This window comes from Helicobacter sp. 219-2 (assembly GCF_030053225.1).
GTDB lineage: Bacteria > Campylobacterota > Campylobacteria > Campylobacterales > Helicobacteraceae > Helicobacter > Helicobacter pylori_C.
Genome location: NZ_JASGBS010000001.1, coordinates 588,874 through 603,057, shown reverse-complemented (window position 1 = coordinate 603,057; position 14,184 = coordinate 588,874). Strand labels below are relative to the sequence as shown.

Here is a 14,184-nt window from a genome sequence, read left to right as displayed (position 1 = left end):
GGTTGCATGCTAGAAATCAAAAACTTGAACTGCGTTTTAAACGCGCATTTTTCGCTCCAAAACATCAATATTTCGTTAAATCCTAGCGAAAGGGTGGCGATCGTGGGCGAGAGCGGGAGCGGGAAAAGCTCTATCGCTAACATCATCATGCGTTTAAACCCTAGATTCAAGCCCCATAATGGGGAGGTGCTGTTTGAAACAACCAACCTTTTAAAAGAAAGCGAAGAATTTATGCAGCATTTAAGGGGTAATGCGATCGCTTACATCGCTCAAGACCCCCTATCCAGTCTAAACCCCTTGCATAAAATCGGCAAGCAAATGAGTGAAGCCTATTTTTTACACCATAAAAACGCTTCTAAAACGCTCCTTAAAGAAAAGGTTTTAAACGCCATGCAACAAGTCCAATTAGATGAAAAATTTTTGAATCGTTACCCTTATGAATTGAGCGGAGGGCAGTGCCAAAGGGTGTGTATCGCTATGGGCATCATTAATGCACCCAAACTGCTCATTTGCGATGAGCCTACCACCGCATTAGATGCGCAAATCCAAAACCAGATTTTAGACTTGCTCAAGCAATTGAGCGTGGAAAAAAACATCGCCCTTTTATTCATTAGCCATGATTTGAAAGCGGTCAAACGCTTGGCTGATAGGGTTTATGTGCTAAAAAAAGGCGAGATAGTAGAAACCAATGCCACTAAAGAGCTTTTTAATGACCCCAAGCACGAATATTCAAAACTCTTGATTCAAGCTTCAAACTTGCCCGCTAAAAATTTAAAAGCGCTAGATGAAACGCTTTTAGAGGTGAAAGATTTTAGCGTTTATTACTTGCAAAAACGCTTTTTTAGGCCTTCTTTAAAAAAGCCCCTTATCGCATCAGTCAATTTTTCCCTCAAAGCCAAAGAAAATATCGGCATCATTGGCAGAAGCGGGAGCGGGAAAAGCTCTTTAGCGTTGGGGCTTTTAAAACTTGCGTTAAATAGCGGGGAAGAAAAGATTTTAGGCCAAAGCGTGGGGCTTTTAAATTCTAAGGCGTTCAAACCCTACCGCAAGATTTTGCAAATGGTGTTTCAAGACCCTTACGCATCACTAAACCCTCGCTTAAGCATTCAAAGCATTTTAACAGAGGCTTTGCGCTTTGCTTACCCCAAAGCTTCCAAAAAAGAATGGCACCATCTCGCAAAACTTTGTTTAGAAGAAGTGTGTTTAAACCCTGAATTGCTTAACTTTTACGCTTATGAACTCAGCGGTGGGGAGCGCCAAAGAGTGGCGATCGCTAGAGCGATTGCCTTAAAACCTAAAATCATTCTTTTAGATGAGCCCACTTCTGCTTTAGATAAAAGCATTCAAAAAAGCGTGTTGGAATTGTTGTTGGATTTACAAGAAAAGCAGGATTTGAGCTATTTGTTTATCAGCCATGATTTAGATGTAATCAAAGCGTTTTGCGATAAGGTGTTAGTGATAAGCGAGGGGAAAGTCGTAGAAACAGGCGCTATTGAAGAGGTGTTTGAAAACCCAAAACACGCTTATACGAAGCGTTTGTTAGAATCCAGGCTTTAAAAACGCTTTGTTTTAAAAATTTATGTTTTTTAGCGTTTTTAACCGCTTTTATAATGAATGTTATCTCGGGCGTTATCTTTTAGCTTTCTACAAACAAAACAAAGAAACTTGATAGGGGGCTGTTTTTGAATAAGGGTAGTTGTCAATAAAGAATGAAAAAACCTTGGATTCTTCAGGCAAAATCCTTTCTTTAAATGTTTTTTCATAGCTTTTTTTGACAAACCATTTAAACGCATGCTCTTCTACAAAATTGTGAGGGTTTTTAAGCACTTCTAGGCGTAAAACGCATTTGTTTAAAGTAAATTTGGAATTGTTTTTGACTCCCACTTGCAAAGAAAAAGCGTTGCTATAACTTAAAGGGTTAGCGTGCAAGATGCGTGTTTCTATGGGGTAAATCGTTTGAGTGAGTAAAACCTTCAAAACAAAAGGCATGCTTAAAAACGCGCCCAAAAAAGCCGCTACCGCTATGTATCTGGCCAAGCGGTTCCTTAAAAGCAAAGCCAAAAGGAGCAAAATCGTGCAAAAAAGGATTAAAACGCTCGCTATTAAAACGCTAATTAAAGTCGCTTGACTTAAAAAGCCCTTAAAAGACTCCAAAAAAACTTGGATAAAGGCAAGAGACGCCATGCGTTTTTAAGGCTCTTTAGTCTCGGCAATACTAGATTTAACCTTACTTTTAGTGTCAATCCAAATATTAGGCACAGCCCCACCTGGAGTGAGCATGATTTGAGCGTTATTGTTCGTTTTTAACGCTTCATTAAACTGGCCTTGAACTTCAATTTGGCGCAGTCTTAAAAGCTTGTCGCTCAAGCTTTGCGAAATGCTTAAATTAGCTTGAGATTTCGCCTTAGCTTCAATCACGATCGCATCCGCCACGCCCTGAGCCTTAATCCTGTTAGCGTCCGCTTCCCCTTTAGCCAGAGCGGCTTGCTTTTGAGCTTCTTGCTTGGAGCGCTCCACCTCGTATTTCACCCTTTCTGATTCTTGGCGCGCGATTTGGACTTTTTCAATTTGCTCTTTAATCTTAGCGGGCAAGACGATCTCTCGCAACTGGATAGAGCTTAATTCCACAGGGGTGTTGGGGAGCTTAGAAACTTCTTTATTGATACCGCTATTGATCAAAGCGGCGATTTCATTGCGTTTAATGGGTAAATCTTCAGCCGGGTAGCGCCCCACGACAGAGCGCACCACATCGCGCACCACAGGGTTGATGATTTTTTGCTCCCAAGATAAGCCATAAGTAGCGATCGTTTGGGGGGTGGTTTGAGGGTTTAGGCGGTATTGCACGGTGAGTTCAATAGAAACGGTCAAACCCCTACTATCCATCACATTAATAGCGTCGTTTCTAAAAATCCCTTGGTTTTTACCCGCCACGCCCATGTCTTCAGTGCGTGAAAAATTGATATTTCTGATCCTTGTATCCACAATGAGGATGTCTTGAATGATAGGCACAAAAAAGTGGATCCCTGGCTGTAAGGGGGTGGGTTCGTATTTCCCGGCGGTGATTTTAATGCCAATTTCTCCTGAGCTAATCACTTCAAAAGGCTTAGCCAAAAAAGCGATAACGCCTAAAAGGACAATGACAATTAAAACCGATAGTTTTTTAGAATTAAAAGAGTTAGACGGCGGGATGAAACGCCCCCCATTATTAGGCGTATTAGGCGTGGGGGTTTCTCTTTGAGAATTTTTCTTTTTTAAATGTTCGTTCAAATCAATGGGCATGAATTTCCTTTTTAAATATTTTAACGGCGTTTGGGTTTTTTAGAATGGTGGTTCGTTTTAGAGCCTTTTTCTCTGTAATGGCTCTTTTTGAAAGAACGCACTGGCTCATGCGGGTGCGTTTTTTTGTTAGAGAGTTTTGGCGTTTTCTCTTTAGGGTTTTGAATCGCATCAATTTCTTGCTGGTTCAAGCCGATTTTGCTGGTTTCAAACTGCAAACTCAAAAGTTTTAAAACCAATTGAGACGGCTCAAAAATTTCGGTAAGCTGTTCATAAAGGCTGATGATTCCTTCAGACACTTTAGCGTCATGCAAGGTTTTGATGATCTGATTTTCGTTAATGGTGGGGATTTCAAAAAGTTCAATCTCTGAATCAATTTCTTTTTGCATGCGTAAAAGCTCTTTGTATTCTAAGGGGGTTACTAAAGTGATCGCCATGCCTTTTTTGCCCGCTCGCCCGGTTCTCCCGATGCGATGGATATAGCTTTCGGTATTTAGGGGCAAGTGGTAATTAAACACATGGCTTACACCGCTAATGTCTAGCCCACGGCTCGCCACATCTGTAGCCACCAACACATCAGCGTCATTTTTTTTAAACGCCATGATAGAAGAGCGCCGATCCCTTTGATCCATATCCCCATGCAAGGCGGTGCTTTTGTAATTTTTAGAAGCAAGGAATTGGTGCAATTCATCGGCTTCTTTTTTGGTGCGCGTGAAAACAATGCTCTTTTTGGGCGCTTGGGTGTCTAAAAGGCGCATGATCGCTTCAGCCCTCTCATGCTCATTGATCACATAAAAGCGTTGGGTGATGTCAGTGTTAGTGATATTAGAGGGGGCGATATGGATTTTAATAGGGTTTTCTAAAATCTTATCCGCTAGTCTTTTAATCGGCTCTGGCATCGTGGCTGAAAAAAGCAAAATCTGCGCTTCGCTAGGGAGGTAGTCAAAAATCTCTTCAATATCGTCTAAAAACCCCATATCCAGCATTTCATCGCTTTCATCTAAAACGACCACTTTAGGCACAAATTTATGGATGCGTTCGTTTTTTAAATGATCCAATAGCCTTCCTGGTGTAGCGATCATCACTTGGGGGTTTTTCTTAATAAATTCGCATTGCTTTTTAACGCTCTGGCCTCCATACACGCACACGGTTTTAGTCCTGGTGTGTTTGCCCAATTTGAAAATCTCATCGCTAATTTGCATGGCTAATTCTCTGGTGGGCGTGATCACTAAGGCCTCTATGGTGTGGTTGTTTTTAAGGTTGTTGATAATGGGCAAAGCGAAAGCGGCGGTTTTTCCTGTGCCTGTTTGGGCTTGCGCGATGACATCTCGGCCTTGCAAAACAGCCGGAATGGCCTTTTCTTGAATGGGGCTTGGGGAAGTGAAACCGGCTTCATAAACGGATTTTAAAACCGATTCTTTTAAGCCCAAATCATTAAAACTCGGCTTATGGTAAGCGTCATCATCAATTTCTGTAGGGAGTGGTGGTTGGTTAAATTCCATGGGAGATTCATACCTCAATTTAATTTGAAACTTTATAAAAAGCTAATAAAAGGCTAAAATTAAAATCTTTGATTTAAAGTTTATAAGATTTTTGAGTATAGCATAAAAATACGCTCAATTAGGTTTAAAGTTTTTATAAAAGGCTTATGCTAAAATAATTAGAATTTAAGGAATAAGAAAGGGTTTGATTGAAACGGGTGTTTTTGTGGCTTATTTTTGTATTAGCCTTTCACAAGCTTTTCGCCGAAAAAATAGGCGATATAGCGAGCGTGGTGGGCGTAAGGGATAACCAGCTGATTGGTTATGGGCTTGTGATTGGCCTAAATGGCACAGGCGATAAATCCGGCTCAAAATTCACCATGCAATCCATTTCTAACATGCTAGAGAGCGTGAATGTCAAAATCTCTGCAGATGATATTAAATCTAAAAATGTCGCTGCAGTGATGATTACAGCCTCCTTGCCCCCCTTTGCAAGACAGGGCGATAAAATTGATGTTCAAATTTCTTCTATTGGGGATGCAAAATCCATTCAAGGAGGGACTTTGGTGATGACCCCTTTAAATGCGGTAGATGGGAATATTTACGCCCTCGCTCAAGGGGCTATCACTTCGGGTAATTCTAATAACTTGCTCTCAGCCAATATCATCAATGGAGCGACTATTGAAAGGGAGGTTTCGTATGATTTGTTCCATAAAAACGCTATGGTTTTAAGCCTAAAAAATCCCAATTTTAAAAACGCTATCCAAGTGCAAAACACTTTAAATAAGGTATTTGGCAATAAAGTAGCCATAGCGCTAGATCCAAAAACCATTCAAATCACTCGCCCAGAGCGTTTTTCTATGGTGGAGTTTTTAGCCTTAGTGCAAGAAATCCCTATCAATTACAGCACGAAAAATAAGATCATTGTAGATGAAAAATCAGGCACAATCGTTTCAGGAGTGGATATAATGGTGCACCCGATAGTGGTTACAAGCCAAGACATCACGCTTAAAATCACTAAAGAGCCTTTAAGTGATTCTAAAAACACGCAGGATTTAGACAATAACATGTCCTTAGACACCGCTCATAACACGCTGAGTTCTAACGGGAAAAATATCACCATTGCCGGGGTGGTAAAAGCCTTACAAAAAATTGGCGTGAGCGCTAAGGGGATGGTTTCAATCTTGCAAGCCCTAAAAAAAAGCGGCGCGATTAGCGCTGAAATGGAGATACTATGATAAACAACAATAAAGCCATGTTAGAGCAATACAATGTTTCTAAATTAGCGAGCGAAGAGAAATTAAAAACGCTAGCTCAAAATAAAAACGACAAGCTCCTCAAAGAACAAACCGATTCTTTTGAAGCATTGCTTTTAAAATTCATGCTAGATAGCGCTATGAAAATGGATAACCCTTTGTATCCTAAAGCCCCAGGCGATGAGATTTACACTTCCATGTATAAGGACACCCTTTCTAAAGAATTGAGCGGGAATTTTGGCTATAGCGAAATGCTGTTTAATTTCTTAAAAGAGCAAGAAAAACAAAAACCATGAAAAAATCCAAGCGTTTAAAACGCCCTTATTTAAAGCGTTCCCATTTGAAACACTCTGATAAGGCTTCTTCTTTCAAGGGGTTGTCAAAAAAAGAGGATAATGTGATTTCATTAGAAAATTTTAAATCTAAAGAGAGCGAAGATTTATTAGAAAATTTTTCCAACAAAAAAGACATGCAAGAATTGCTAGGGCTTTTAAACCAATTTATTTTACAAAGCTACAAGGTAGAAAAGGAATTTAAGGATTATAAAGCCCTTTATGAATGGGTCATAGAGATTTTACCGCAAGCCATTTGGGTGGTGAATGAAAACGGGAGCTTTTTTTATAAAAATTCTTTAGCCAATCAAAGCCATGAGGTGTTCAATAAGGCTAAATTAGAAAATTTTAACACTGAAATTGAACATGAAAATAAAAGCTATTTAGTCCAGCAAAACAGCATTCAAGGCAAGCAAATCATCACCGCAACCGATATTAGCACTCAAAAACGCCAAGAGCGGCTCGCTTCTATGGGGAAAATCTCAGCGCATTTAGCCCATGAGATCAGAAACCCTGTAGGCTCTATCTCTCTTTTAGCTTCGGTGTTATTAAAGCATGCGAACGAAAAGACTAAGCCCATTGTTATAGAATTGCAAAAAGCTTTATGGCGCGTGGAAAGAATCATTAAAGCCACCTTGCTTTTTTCTAAAGGCATTCAAGCCAACCGCACCAAGCAAAGTTTAAAAACGCTAGAGAGCGATCTCAAAGAAGCCCTAAATTGCTACACTTACTCTAAAGACATTGATTTCCTTTTTAATTTTAGCGATGAAGAAGGGTTTTTTGACTTTGATTTAATGGGGATTGTGCTACAAAATTTCTTGTATAACGCCATTGATGCGATTGAAGCCTTAGAAGAGAGCGAACAGGGTCAAGTGAAGATTGAAGCGTTCATTCAAAACGAATTTATTGTCTTCACCATTATTGATAATGGCAAGGAAGTGGAAAACAAAAGCGCTTTATTTGAGCCTTTTGAAACCACTAAATTGAAGGGTAATGGCTTAGGGTTAGCCCTGTCTTTACAAGTGGTTAAAGCCCATGAAGGGAGCATTGCGCTATTAGAAAATCAAGAAAAAACCTTTGAAATTAAGATTCTTAACGCTTCTTAACTTTGATAACCATCCCCCTTAAAAAATGAGTTTTACTATAAAACAAAATTTTAAAAAGATTAAATAATATTAAATTGAATAGGGTTTATCAATATTTAACAAAAATAAGATCAAAAAAATTTTTCATTAACTCTTTTGGTATAGAATGGCGGTCAAGGTTTTTATGAAAATAAAAGCCTAAAACAATTTTAAAAAAAGGATTTTTGATGAAAACATTTGAAATTTTAAAACATTTGCAAGCGGATGCGATCGTGTTGTTTATGAAAGTGCATAACTTCCATTGGAATGTGAAAGGCACGGATTTTTTCAATGTGCATAAAGCCACTGAAGAAATTTATGAAGAGTTTGCGGACATGTTTGATGATCTCGCTGAAAGGATTGTTCAATTAGGACACCACCCCTTAGTCACTTTAACCGAAGCACTCAAACTCACTCGTGTTAAAGAAGAAACTAAAACGAGCTTCCACTCTAAAGACATTTTTAAAGAAATTCTAGAGGACTACAAACACCTAGAGAAAGAATTTAAAGAGCTCTCTAACACCGCTGAAAAAGAAGGCGATAAAGTCACCGTAACTTATGCGGACGATCAATTAGCCAAGTTGCAAAAATCCATTTGGATGTTGCAAGCCCATTTGGCTTAAACTCCCCAAAAGAAGCCAGCATGAGAGATTACAGCGAGCTTGAAATTTTTGAGGGAAACCCCTTAGACAAGTGGAATGACATTATTTTTCATGCGAGTAAAAAGCTTTCTAAAAAAGAGCTAGAAAGGCTTTTAGAGCTTTTGGCTCTCTTGGAAACTTTCATAGAAAAAGAAGACTTAGAAGAAAAGTTTGAATCTTTCGCTAAAGCTTTAAGAATTGATGAAGAGTTGCAACAAAAAATAGAGAGCAGAAAAACAGACATTGTGATCCAATCCATGGCGAATATTCTCAGTGGGAATGAATGAGCTTATCCGCTATGGCTTGATATTTCTCTTTTTTTTAAAGGCGTTTGGGCTTGATTATGGGATAGATAAAACGCTAGAATTAAAAAAAGATGAAGTGTTTAAAGCGGTTATCAAAGACACTTCAAACGAACAAACCAAAGAAATCACGCTCTATTGGACGCTATATGCAAATAAAGGTTTAGTCATCAACATGCGTTTTAACCATTTCCCTTACCAGTTTATTTTATACACCGATCATGCGAGAAACACCTATAACCTCAAAGTTTTTGAAGAAAAATTTTCTTCTAACAGCACTCTGTCGCTTGTGTTTAAAGACTTTAAAGAAGATAAAGCCACTTTAAGGCTTTTAGCCCTTATACCCCTTGTTTTTTCTCCTAAAGAGCCTTAAGGAATTTGCATGCAAGAAAAACAACTCAAAGCCATTCAAAATAAGATCGCTTCTTGGATCAAAGAAATAGAAAGTGCCTTTATAGATGAATTGTTTTCTAAGATTGGCCCTTCAAAAATGCTGCGCTCCAAACTCATGCTCGCTTTATTAAATGAAAAAACGGACGCTATTTTATTGGATAAAGCATTCAATTTGTGCGCGATTGTAGAAATGATACAGACCGCTTCTTTATTGCATGATGATGTGATTGACAAGGCGACCATGCGCCGAAAGCTCCCCAGCATTAACGCTCTTTTTGGTAATTTTAACGCCGTGATGCTTGGAGATGTGTTTTATTCTAAAGCCTTTTTTGAACTCTCTAAAATGGGTGAATTAATCGCTCAAGCCCTCTCTAATGCGGTTTTAAGGCTCTCTAGGGGCGAGATTGAAGATGTGTTTGTGGGGGGATGTTTCAATAGCGACAAACAAAAATACTGGCGTATTTTAGAAGACAAGACCGCTCATTTCATAGAAGCGAGCCTAAAAAGCATGGCGATTCTTTTAAATAAAGACGCAAAGATATATGCGGATTTTGGATTAAATTTTGGCATGGCGTTTCAAATCATTGATGATTTATTAGACATCACTCAAGACGCCAAAACTTTAGGTAAGCCCAATTTTAGCGATTTTAAAGAGGGCAAGACCACTTTACCCTACTTGCTTTTATATGAAAAATTAAATCAGCATGAACAAGGGCTTTTAATTTCTTATTTTAAACAAGATAGTCATGAAATCATAGAATGGACTAAGGAAAAATTCAAGCAATATGGTATCATAGAAGAAACCCTTAAAACCGCTCAAGTTTATTCTAAAAAGGCCCTTGAAGCCATTAAAGGGGAAAACAATTTGATTTTAGAAAAACTAGCACAAGATGTCATCTATAGGACTTTTTAATGGAGTTAGAAACTCATTTGTCAAAATATTTCACCCTAGCCTTTACGCATAAGAGCATGAGCTTAGAAATGCGAGAAAAACTCGCTATCAATTCGAGCGCAACGCTTAAAGAATTTTTACAAACCATTAAAAACCATTGCCCTAACATCAAAGAGTGCATGGTGTTATCCACATGCAATCGCTTTGAAATCTATGCGAGCCTAAAGCATGGCGCTCACGCTAACGAGCAAAAAAGCGCGTTATTAAAAATTTTGGCTCAAAATAAAAAAATGAGCGTGTCTGATTTAGAAAAATGCGCTCTAATGAGCGTTGATGAAAGCGCAGTCCATCATGTCTTTAGCGTGTGCAGCAGTTTGGATAGCCTAGTGGTGGGGGAAACTCAAATCACGGGGCAGATGAAAAACGCCTATAAATTCGCTTTTGAAGAGAAATTTTGCTCCAAAGATTTAACCCGATTGCTCCATTTTGCTTTCAAATGCGCCGCTAAAGTGCGCAATTTAACCGGCATTTCCAAGCAAGGGGTTTCCATCTCTTCAGTGGCGGTCAAAGAAGCGCTTAATATTTTTGAAAAAGAAAGGATTAAGGATAAAAAAGCCCTTGTGATAGGGCTTGGCGAGATGTCTCAATTAGTCATCAAGCACCTTTTAAACAAGCAATTTGAAACGCTTATCTTAGGGCGTAATGCGGCTAAATTTGAAGATTTCATCAAAGAATTAGAAGAGCCTAAAAAAGTGAGCTTTCAAAATATAGAAAATTTAAACGCTTATATCAATGAATGCCAACTGCTTTTTTGTGCCACTTCTTCGCCGCATTTTATCGTGCAAAATTGTATGTTAAAAGAAACGATTTTCAGGCGTTTTTGGTTTGATTTGGCCGTGCCACGGAATATTGAAAAGCCGGTATTGGATAATATTTTCTTATACAGCGTGGATGATTTAGAGCCTATGGTTAAAGAAAATGTGGAAAACAGGCAAGAAAGCAGAACGAAAGCTTATGAGATTGTAGGGCTTGCCACAATGGAGTTTTACCAATGGATCCAAAGCTTAGAAGTAGAGCCTGTGATTAAGGATTTAAGGGAATTGGCTAGGATTTCAGCCCAAAAGGAATTGCAAAAAGCGCTTAAAAAACGCTATGTGCCTAAAGAATGCGAAAGCAACATTGAAAAGATCTTGCACAACGCTTTCAATACCTTTTTACACCACCCCACCATTGCCTTAAAAAAGAACGCTCAAAAAGAAGAATCCGATGTGCTTGTGGGCGCGATTAAAAACCTGTTTAATTTGGACAAATCTAACGCTAACCATGCTCAGAATTTGAATCTCTATAAATGCGAATATTACGAGGAATAATGCATGCTATTTTCAAAACTCTTTGCCCCCACCCTCAAAGAACCCCCTAAAGATGCCGTGTTAAAAAGCCATAAACACTTAGCTCAAGCAGGATACATTTATCAAGTAGGCAGCGGGATTTATAATTTCTTGCCCTTAGCTAAAAAAGTGCTAGACAAGATAGAAAACGCCACGCACAAACGCATGCAAGAGCATGGGGCGCAAAATATTTTAATGAGTTTTGTCGTTTTGGCGAGTTTGTGGGAAAAATCAGGCCGTTTGGATAAATACGGCAAGGAATTATTGGTTTTTAAAGACCGAAAAGACAATGATTTTGTTTTAAGCCCCACTTTAGAAGAAAATATCACCGAAATTGCCGCTAATTTCATTAAAAGCTACAAGCAATTACCCGTCCATCTCTATCAAATCCACACGAAATTCCGTGATGAAATCCGCCCACGATTCGGGTTAGTGAGAGCGAGGGAATTTATCATGAAAGATGGTTATAGCTTTCATGAAGACGCTGAGAGCTTGGATAAGGAATTTTTAAACATGCAAAGCACCTATAAAGAGATTTTAAGCGATTTGGGTTTGGATTTTCGCGTTGTGGAAGCGGATAGCGGGGCGATTGGGGGGAGTAAAAGCAAGGAATTTGTCGTTTTAACCGAATGCGGGGAAGACACGATCGTAGTGTGTAAAAATTGCGATTATGCCGCCAATATTGAAATCGCTAAACGCTCTAAAAGGCCTGAGCCTTTAAATGTCCCAAAAGCGCAATTAGCGAAATTCCCTACCCCTAATACCACTAGTGCGCAAAGCGTGGCGGAGTTTTTTAAAACAGAGCCTTATTTTGTTTTAAAAGCGGTTGTTAAAAAAGTGATCCATAAAGATAAAGAAACCCTAGCGTGCTTTTTTGTCAGGGGTGATGACAATTTAGAGGAAGTTAAAGCCCTAAACGCCTTGAACATTATAGGGGCGAACGCCTTAGAATTGAGAGAAGCGAGTCAAAAAGATTTGGATAATGCGGGGTTAATAGCGGGTTTTATAGGGCCTTATGGCTTGAAAAAGCATGTTTCTTACATTATTTTTGATGAAGATTTAAAAGAGGGCGATTGCTTGATCGTTGGGGCTAATGAAAAGGATTTTCATGCGGTGGGTGTGGATTTAAAAGGGTTTGAAAATCTTGTTTATGCGGATATTGTCCAGGTTAAAGAAAGCGATCATTGCCCTAATTGTCAAGGAGAATTGAAATACCATAAGAGTTTGGAAGTGGGGCATATTTTCAAACTCGGGCAAGGCTATGCTAAAAGCTTGAAGGCTAGTTTCTTGGATAAGAATGGTAAGGAGCGATTTTTTGAAATGGGGTGCTATGGGATAGGCATTAGCCGATTGCTCAGCGCGATTTTAGAGCAAAAAAGCGATAATCTAGGCTGTGTATGGACGAAAAATACCGCTCCTTTTGATGTGGTGATCGTGGTTTCTAATTTAAAAGATGAAGCGCAAAAAAAACTCGCTTTTGAAGTGTATGAAAGGCTGCGTCAAAAGGGCGTTGATGCACTGTTAGATGACAGAGACGCTCGTTTTGGGGCGAAAATGAGGGATTTTGAATTGATTGGGGAACGATTGGCACTCATTGTTGGGAAGCAAACTTTAGAGAGTAAAGAATTTGAATGCATCAAACGCGCTAATTTAGAAAAACAAACGCTTAAAGACACAGAATTAGAAGAAAAAATTTTAGAAATGTTAGAAAGCGAATAAGGGGGAGTGAGTGGGAAATTTAGTGATTGGCTCTAGGGGGAGCGAATTAGCCTTATGGCAAGCGAATCACATTAAAGAACGCTTGAAAAAAGAATGCCTTATAGAAAGCGAGATTCAAATCGTTAAGACTAAGGGCGATAAAATCTTAGACACCCCTTTAAATAAGATTGGCGGTAAGGGGCTATTCACTAAGGAATTAGAAGAATTGCTTTTAAAAGGCGAAATTGATTTGGCAGTGCATTCTTTAAAAGATGTGCCGGTCGTGTTTGAAAAGGGGTTAGACTTGGCATGCATCACCAAAAGGGCTGATGTGAGAGACACTTTTTTAAGCGTGAAATTCCCTGATTTGATGAGTTTGCCTAAAGGGGCAAAGGTTGGCACGACTTCTTTAAGGCGCTCCATGCAGCTCAAACTGAAACGCCAGGATTTGGACACAGAAAGCTTAAGGGGGAATGTCCAAACCCGTTTGAAAAAGCTTGAAGGCGGAGAATTTGACGCTATCATTTTAGCTGAAGCCGGGTTATGCCGCCTAGAAATTCAAGGAGCAAAATACCGCAAGGCTTTTAGCGTGGAAGAAATGATTCCTAGCATGGGTCAGGGGGCTTTAGGGGTAGAAATGCTCAAAAACCACAAGCATTTTATTACGCTTCAAAAACTCAACGATGAAGAAAGCGCGTTTTGTTGCCATTTAGAAAGGGAGTTTATCAAGGGGCTTAATGGGGGGTGTCAGATCCCTATAGGCGTGCATGCGAGTTTAATGGGCGATAGGGTTAAAATCCGGGCGGTTTTAGGCTTGCCTAACGGGAAAGAAGTCATCACTAAAGAAAAGCAAGGGGATAAAACTAAAGCGTTTGATTTAGTTCAAGAGCTTTTAGAAGAATTTTTGCAAAGCGGGGCCAAAGAGATTTTAGAAAAGGCGCAGTTGTTTTAATGCGTTTGTTTATCGCGCTAGTTTTGTTTGGGTGGTGGTTAAGTTTGAACGCTAAAGAAGCGGATTTCATCTCTGATTTAGAATACGGGATGGCTCTTTATAAAAACCCTAGGGGTGTTGCGTGCGCGAAATGCCATGGCATTAAAGGCGAAAAACAAGAAATCACCTTTTATTATGAAAAAGGCGAGAAAAAAATCCTCTACGCCCCTAAAATCAACCATTTAGATTTTAAAACCTTTAAAGACGCTCTGAGTTTAGGCAAAGGCATGATGCCTAAATACAATCTCAATTTAGAAGAAATCCAAGCGATTTACCTTTACATCATCTCTTTAGAGCATAAAGAAGAGCGTAAGGATTCTCCTAAGCCTTAATCAAAGCGCTTGATTTATGCTAAAATGGAGCGTTGCATTTTCTGTTTTGATTGAGGAAAGGTTCTAAAAATCAGAATT

15 protein-coding genes are annotated in these 14,184 nt (G+C 39.2%); 12 read left to right on the top strand and 3 right to left on the bottom strand.

Annotated features, from left to right (window positions below; translation table 11 throughout):
* Window positions 1-6: 6 nt before the first annotated feature.
* Window positions 7-1,557 (top strand): nickel ABC transporter ATP-binding protein NikE, encoded by a 1,551-nt coding sequence (gene nikE / locus P6280_RS03040; protein ID WP_283236955.1) that lies wholly within the window; start codon window positions 7-9, stop codon window positions 1,555-1,557.
* An 87-nt stretch (window positions 1,558-1,644) separates the two neighbouring features.
* Here the strand turns inward: nikE and P6280_RS03035 are convergent, their stop codons facing one another.
* Genes P6280_RS03035 through P6280_RS03025 form a run of 3 tightly spaced genes read right to left on the bottom strand, consistent with a single transcriptional unit; the run spans window position 1,645 to window position 4,778 of the window.
* Window positions 1,645-2,184 carry a DUF2393 domain-containing protein gene (locus P6280_RS03035; RefSeq protein ID WP_283236954.1) on the bottom strand — a complete coding sequence of 180 codons (540 nt, stop codon included), beginning with the start codon at window positions 2,182-2,184 and terminating at the stop codon, window positions 1,645-1,647.
* A 6-nt stretch (window positions 2,185-2,190) separates the two neighbouring features.
* The gene (locus P6280_RS03030) at window positions 2,191-3,279 is read right to left on the bottom strand and encodes a prohibitin family protein (RefSeq protein ID WP_001121076.1); all 1,089 of its coding nucleotides are present in this window, start codon (window positions 3,277-3,279) and stop codon (window positions 2,191-2,193) included.
* Window positions 3,280-3,299: 20 nt separating this feature from the next.
* Window positions 3,300-4,778, bottom strand: coding sequence for a DEAD/DEAH box helicase (locus P6280_RS03025; RefSeq protein ID WP_283236953.1), 1,479 nt, complete (start codon window positions 4,776-4,778; stop codon window positions 3,300-3,302).
* Between the two features lie 188 nt (window positions 4,779-4,966).
* Between P6280_RS03025 and P6280_RS03020 the strand changes: the two genes are divergently transcribed.
* The 11 genes from P6280_RS03020 to P6280_RS02970 all read left to right on the top strand — a co-directional run bounded on the left by P6280_RS03020 (window position 4,967) and on the right by P6280_RS02970 (window position 14,106).
* Complete coding sequence (locus P6280_RS03020) at window positions 4,967-5,995, top strand: flagellar basal body P-ring protein FlgI (RefSeq protein ID WP_283236952.1); 1,029 nt, start codon at window positions 4,967-4,969, stop codon at window positions 5,993-5,995.
* Window positions 5,992-6,309, top strand: coding sequence for a hypothetical protein (locus P6280_RS03015; protein ID WP_000609421.1), 318 nt, complete (start codon window positions 5,992-5,994; stop codon window positions 6,307-6,309). The genes P6280_RS03020 and P6280_RS03015 overlap by 4 nt, the downstream gene beginning before the upstream one ends.
* Window positions 6,306-7,451, top strand: coding sequence for an acid survival sensor histidine kinase (gene flgS / locus P6280_RS03010; protein ID WP_283236951.1), 1,146 nt, complete (start codon window positions 6,306-6,308; stop codon window positions 7,449-7,451). The genes P6280_RS03015 and flgS overlap by 4 nt, the downstream gene beginning before the upstream one ends.
* 206 nt (window positions 7,452-7,657) lie before the next feature.
* Window positions 7,658-8,092 carry a DNA starvation/stationary phase protection protein gene (dps, locus tag P6280_RS03005; protein WP_000846475.1) on the top strand — a complete coding sequence of 145 codons (435 nt, stop codon included), beginning with the start codon at window positions 7,658-7,660 and terminating at the stop codon, window positions 8,090-8,092.
* A 20-nt stretch (window positions 8,093-8,112) separates the two neighbouring features.
* Entirely contained in the window at window positions 8,113-8,397 is a 285-nt protein-coding gene (locus tag P6280_RS03000) for a DUF2018 family protein (RefSeq protein ID WP_001206044.1), read from the top strand.
* Entirely contained in the window at window positions 8,390-8,785 is a 396-nt protein-coding gene (locus tag P6280_RS02995; RefSeq protein ID WP_283237454.1) for a hypothetical protein, read from the top strand. Before P6280_RS03000 ends, P6280_RS02995 begins: the two co-directional genes overlap by 8 nt.
* Window positions 8,786-8,794: 9 nt before the next feature.
* On the top strand, window positions 8,795-9,718 hold the full coding sequence (locus tag P6280_RS02990; RefSeq protein WP_283236950.1) for a polyprenyl synthetase family protein: 924 nt from the start codon (window positions 8,795-8,797) through the stop codon (window positions 9,716-9,718).
* Entirely contained in the window at window positions 9,718-11,067 is a 1,350-nt protein-coding gene (hemA, locus tag P6280_RS02985; protein ID WP_283236949.1) for a glutamyl-tRNA reductase, read from the top strand. The genes P6280_RS02990 and hemA overlap by 1 nt, the downstream gene beginning before the upstream one ends.
* Window positions 11,068-11,070: 3 nt before the next feature.
* Complete coding sequence (gene proS / locus P6280_RS02980; protein WP_283236948.1) at window positions 11,071-12,804, top strand: proline--tRNA ligase; 1,734 nt, start codon at window positions 11,071-11,073, stop codon at window positions 12,802-12,804.
* Window positions 12,805-12,814: 10 nt separating this feature from the next.
* On the top strand, window positions 12,815-13,735 hold the full coding sequence (gene hemC / locus P6280_RS02975) for a hydroxymethylbilane synthase (protein ID WP_283236947.1): 921 nt from the start codon (window positions 12,815-12,817) through the stop codon (window positions 13,733-13,735).
* A complete protein-coding gene (locus P6280_RS02970; RefSeq protein WP_283236946.1) occupies window positions 13,735-14,106 on the top strand; it encodes a c-type cytochrome in 372 nt (123 codons plus the stop codon). The genes hemC and P6280_RS02970 overlap by 1 nt, the downstream gene beginning before the upstream one ends.
* The last annotated feature ends 78 nt before the right edge of the window (window positions 14,107-14,184 follow it).

Excerpts from the sequence above, each read along its gene's own strand:
- dps (WP_000846475.1), top strand. The coding sequence starts at position 7,658 with ATGAAAACATTTGAAATTTTAAAACATTTGCAAGCGGATGCGATCGTG.
- nikE (WP_283236955.1), top strand. The coding sequence starts at position 7 with ATGCTAGAAATCAAAAACTTGAACTGCGTTTTAAACGCGCATTTTTCG.
- P6280_RS02990 (WP_283236950.1), top strand. The coding sequence starts at position 8,795 with ATGCAAGAAAAACAACTCAAAGCCATTCAAAATAAGATCGCTTCTTGG.
- P6280_RS02995 (WP_283237454.1), top strand. The coding sequence starts at position 8,390 with ATGAATGAGCTTATCCGCTATGGCTTGATATTTCTCTTTTTTTTAAAG.
- hemA (WP_283236949.1), top strand. The coding sequence starts at position 9,718 with ATGGAGTTAGAAACTCATTTGTCAAAATATTTCACCCTAGCCTTTACG.
- P6280_RS03015 (WP_000609421.1), top strand. The coding sequence starts at position 5,992 with ATGATAAACAACAATAAAGCCATGTTAGAGCAATACAATGTTTCTAAA.
- flgS (WP_283236951.1), top strand. The coding sequence starts at position 6,306 with ATGAAAAAATCCAAGCGTTTAAAACGCCCTTATTTAAAGCGTTCCCAT.
- P6280_RS03035 (WP_283236954.1), bottom strand. The coding sequence starts at position 2,184 with ATGGCGTCTCTTGCCTTTATCCAAGTTTTTTTGGAGTCTTTTAAGGGC.
- proS (WP_283236948.1), top strand. The coding sequence starts at position 11,071 with ATGCTATTTTCAAAACTCTTTGCCCCCACCCTCAAAGAACCCCCTAAA.
- P6280_RS02970 (WP_283236946.1), top strand. The coding sequence starts at position 13,735 with ATGCGTTTGTTTATCGCGCTAGTTTTGTTTGGGTGGTGGTTAAGTTTG.
- P6280_RS03025 (WP_283236953.1), bottom strand. The coding sequence starts at position 4,778 with ATGGAATTTAACCAACCACCACTCCCTACAGAAATTGATGATGACGCT.
- P6280_RS03030 (WP_001121076.1), bottom strand. The coding sequence starts at position 3,279 with ATGCCCATTGATTTGAACGAACATTTAAAAAAGAAAAATTCTCAAAGA.
- P6280_RS03000 (WP_001206044.1), top strand. The coding sequence starts at position 8,113 with ATGAGAGATTACAGCGAGCTTGAAATTTTTGAGGGAAACCCCTTAGAC.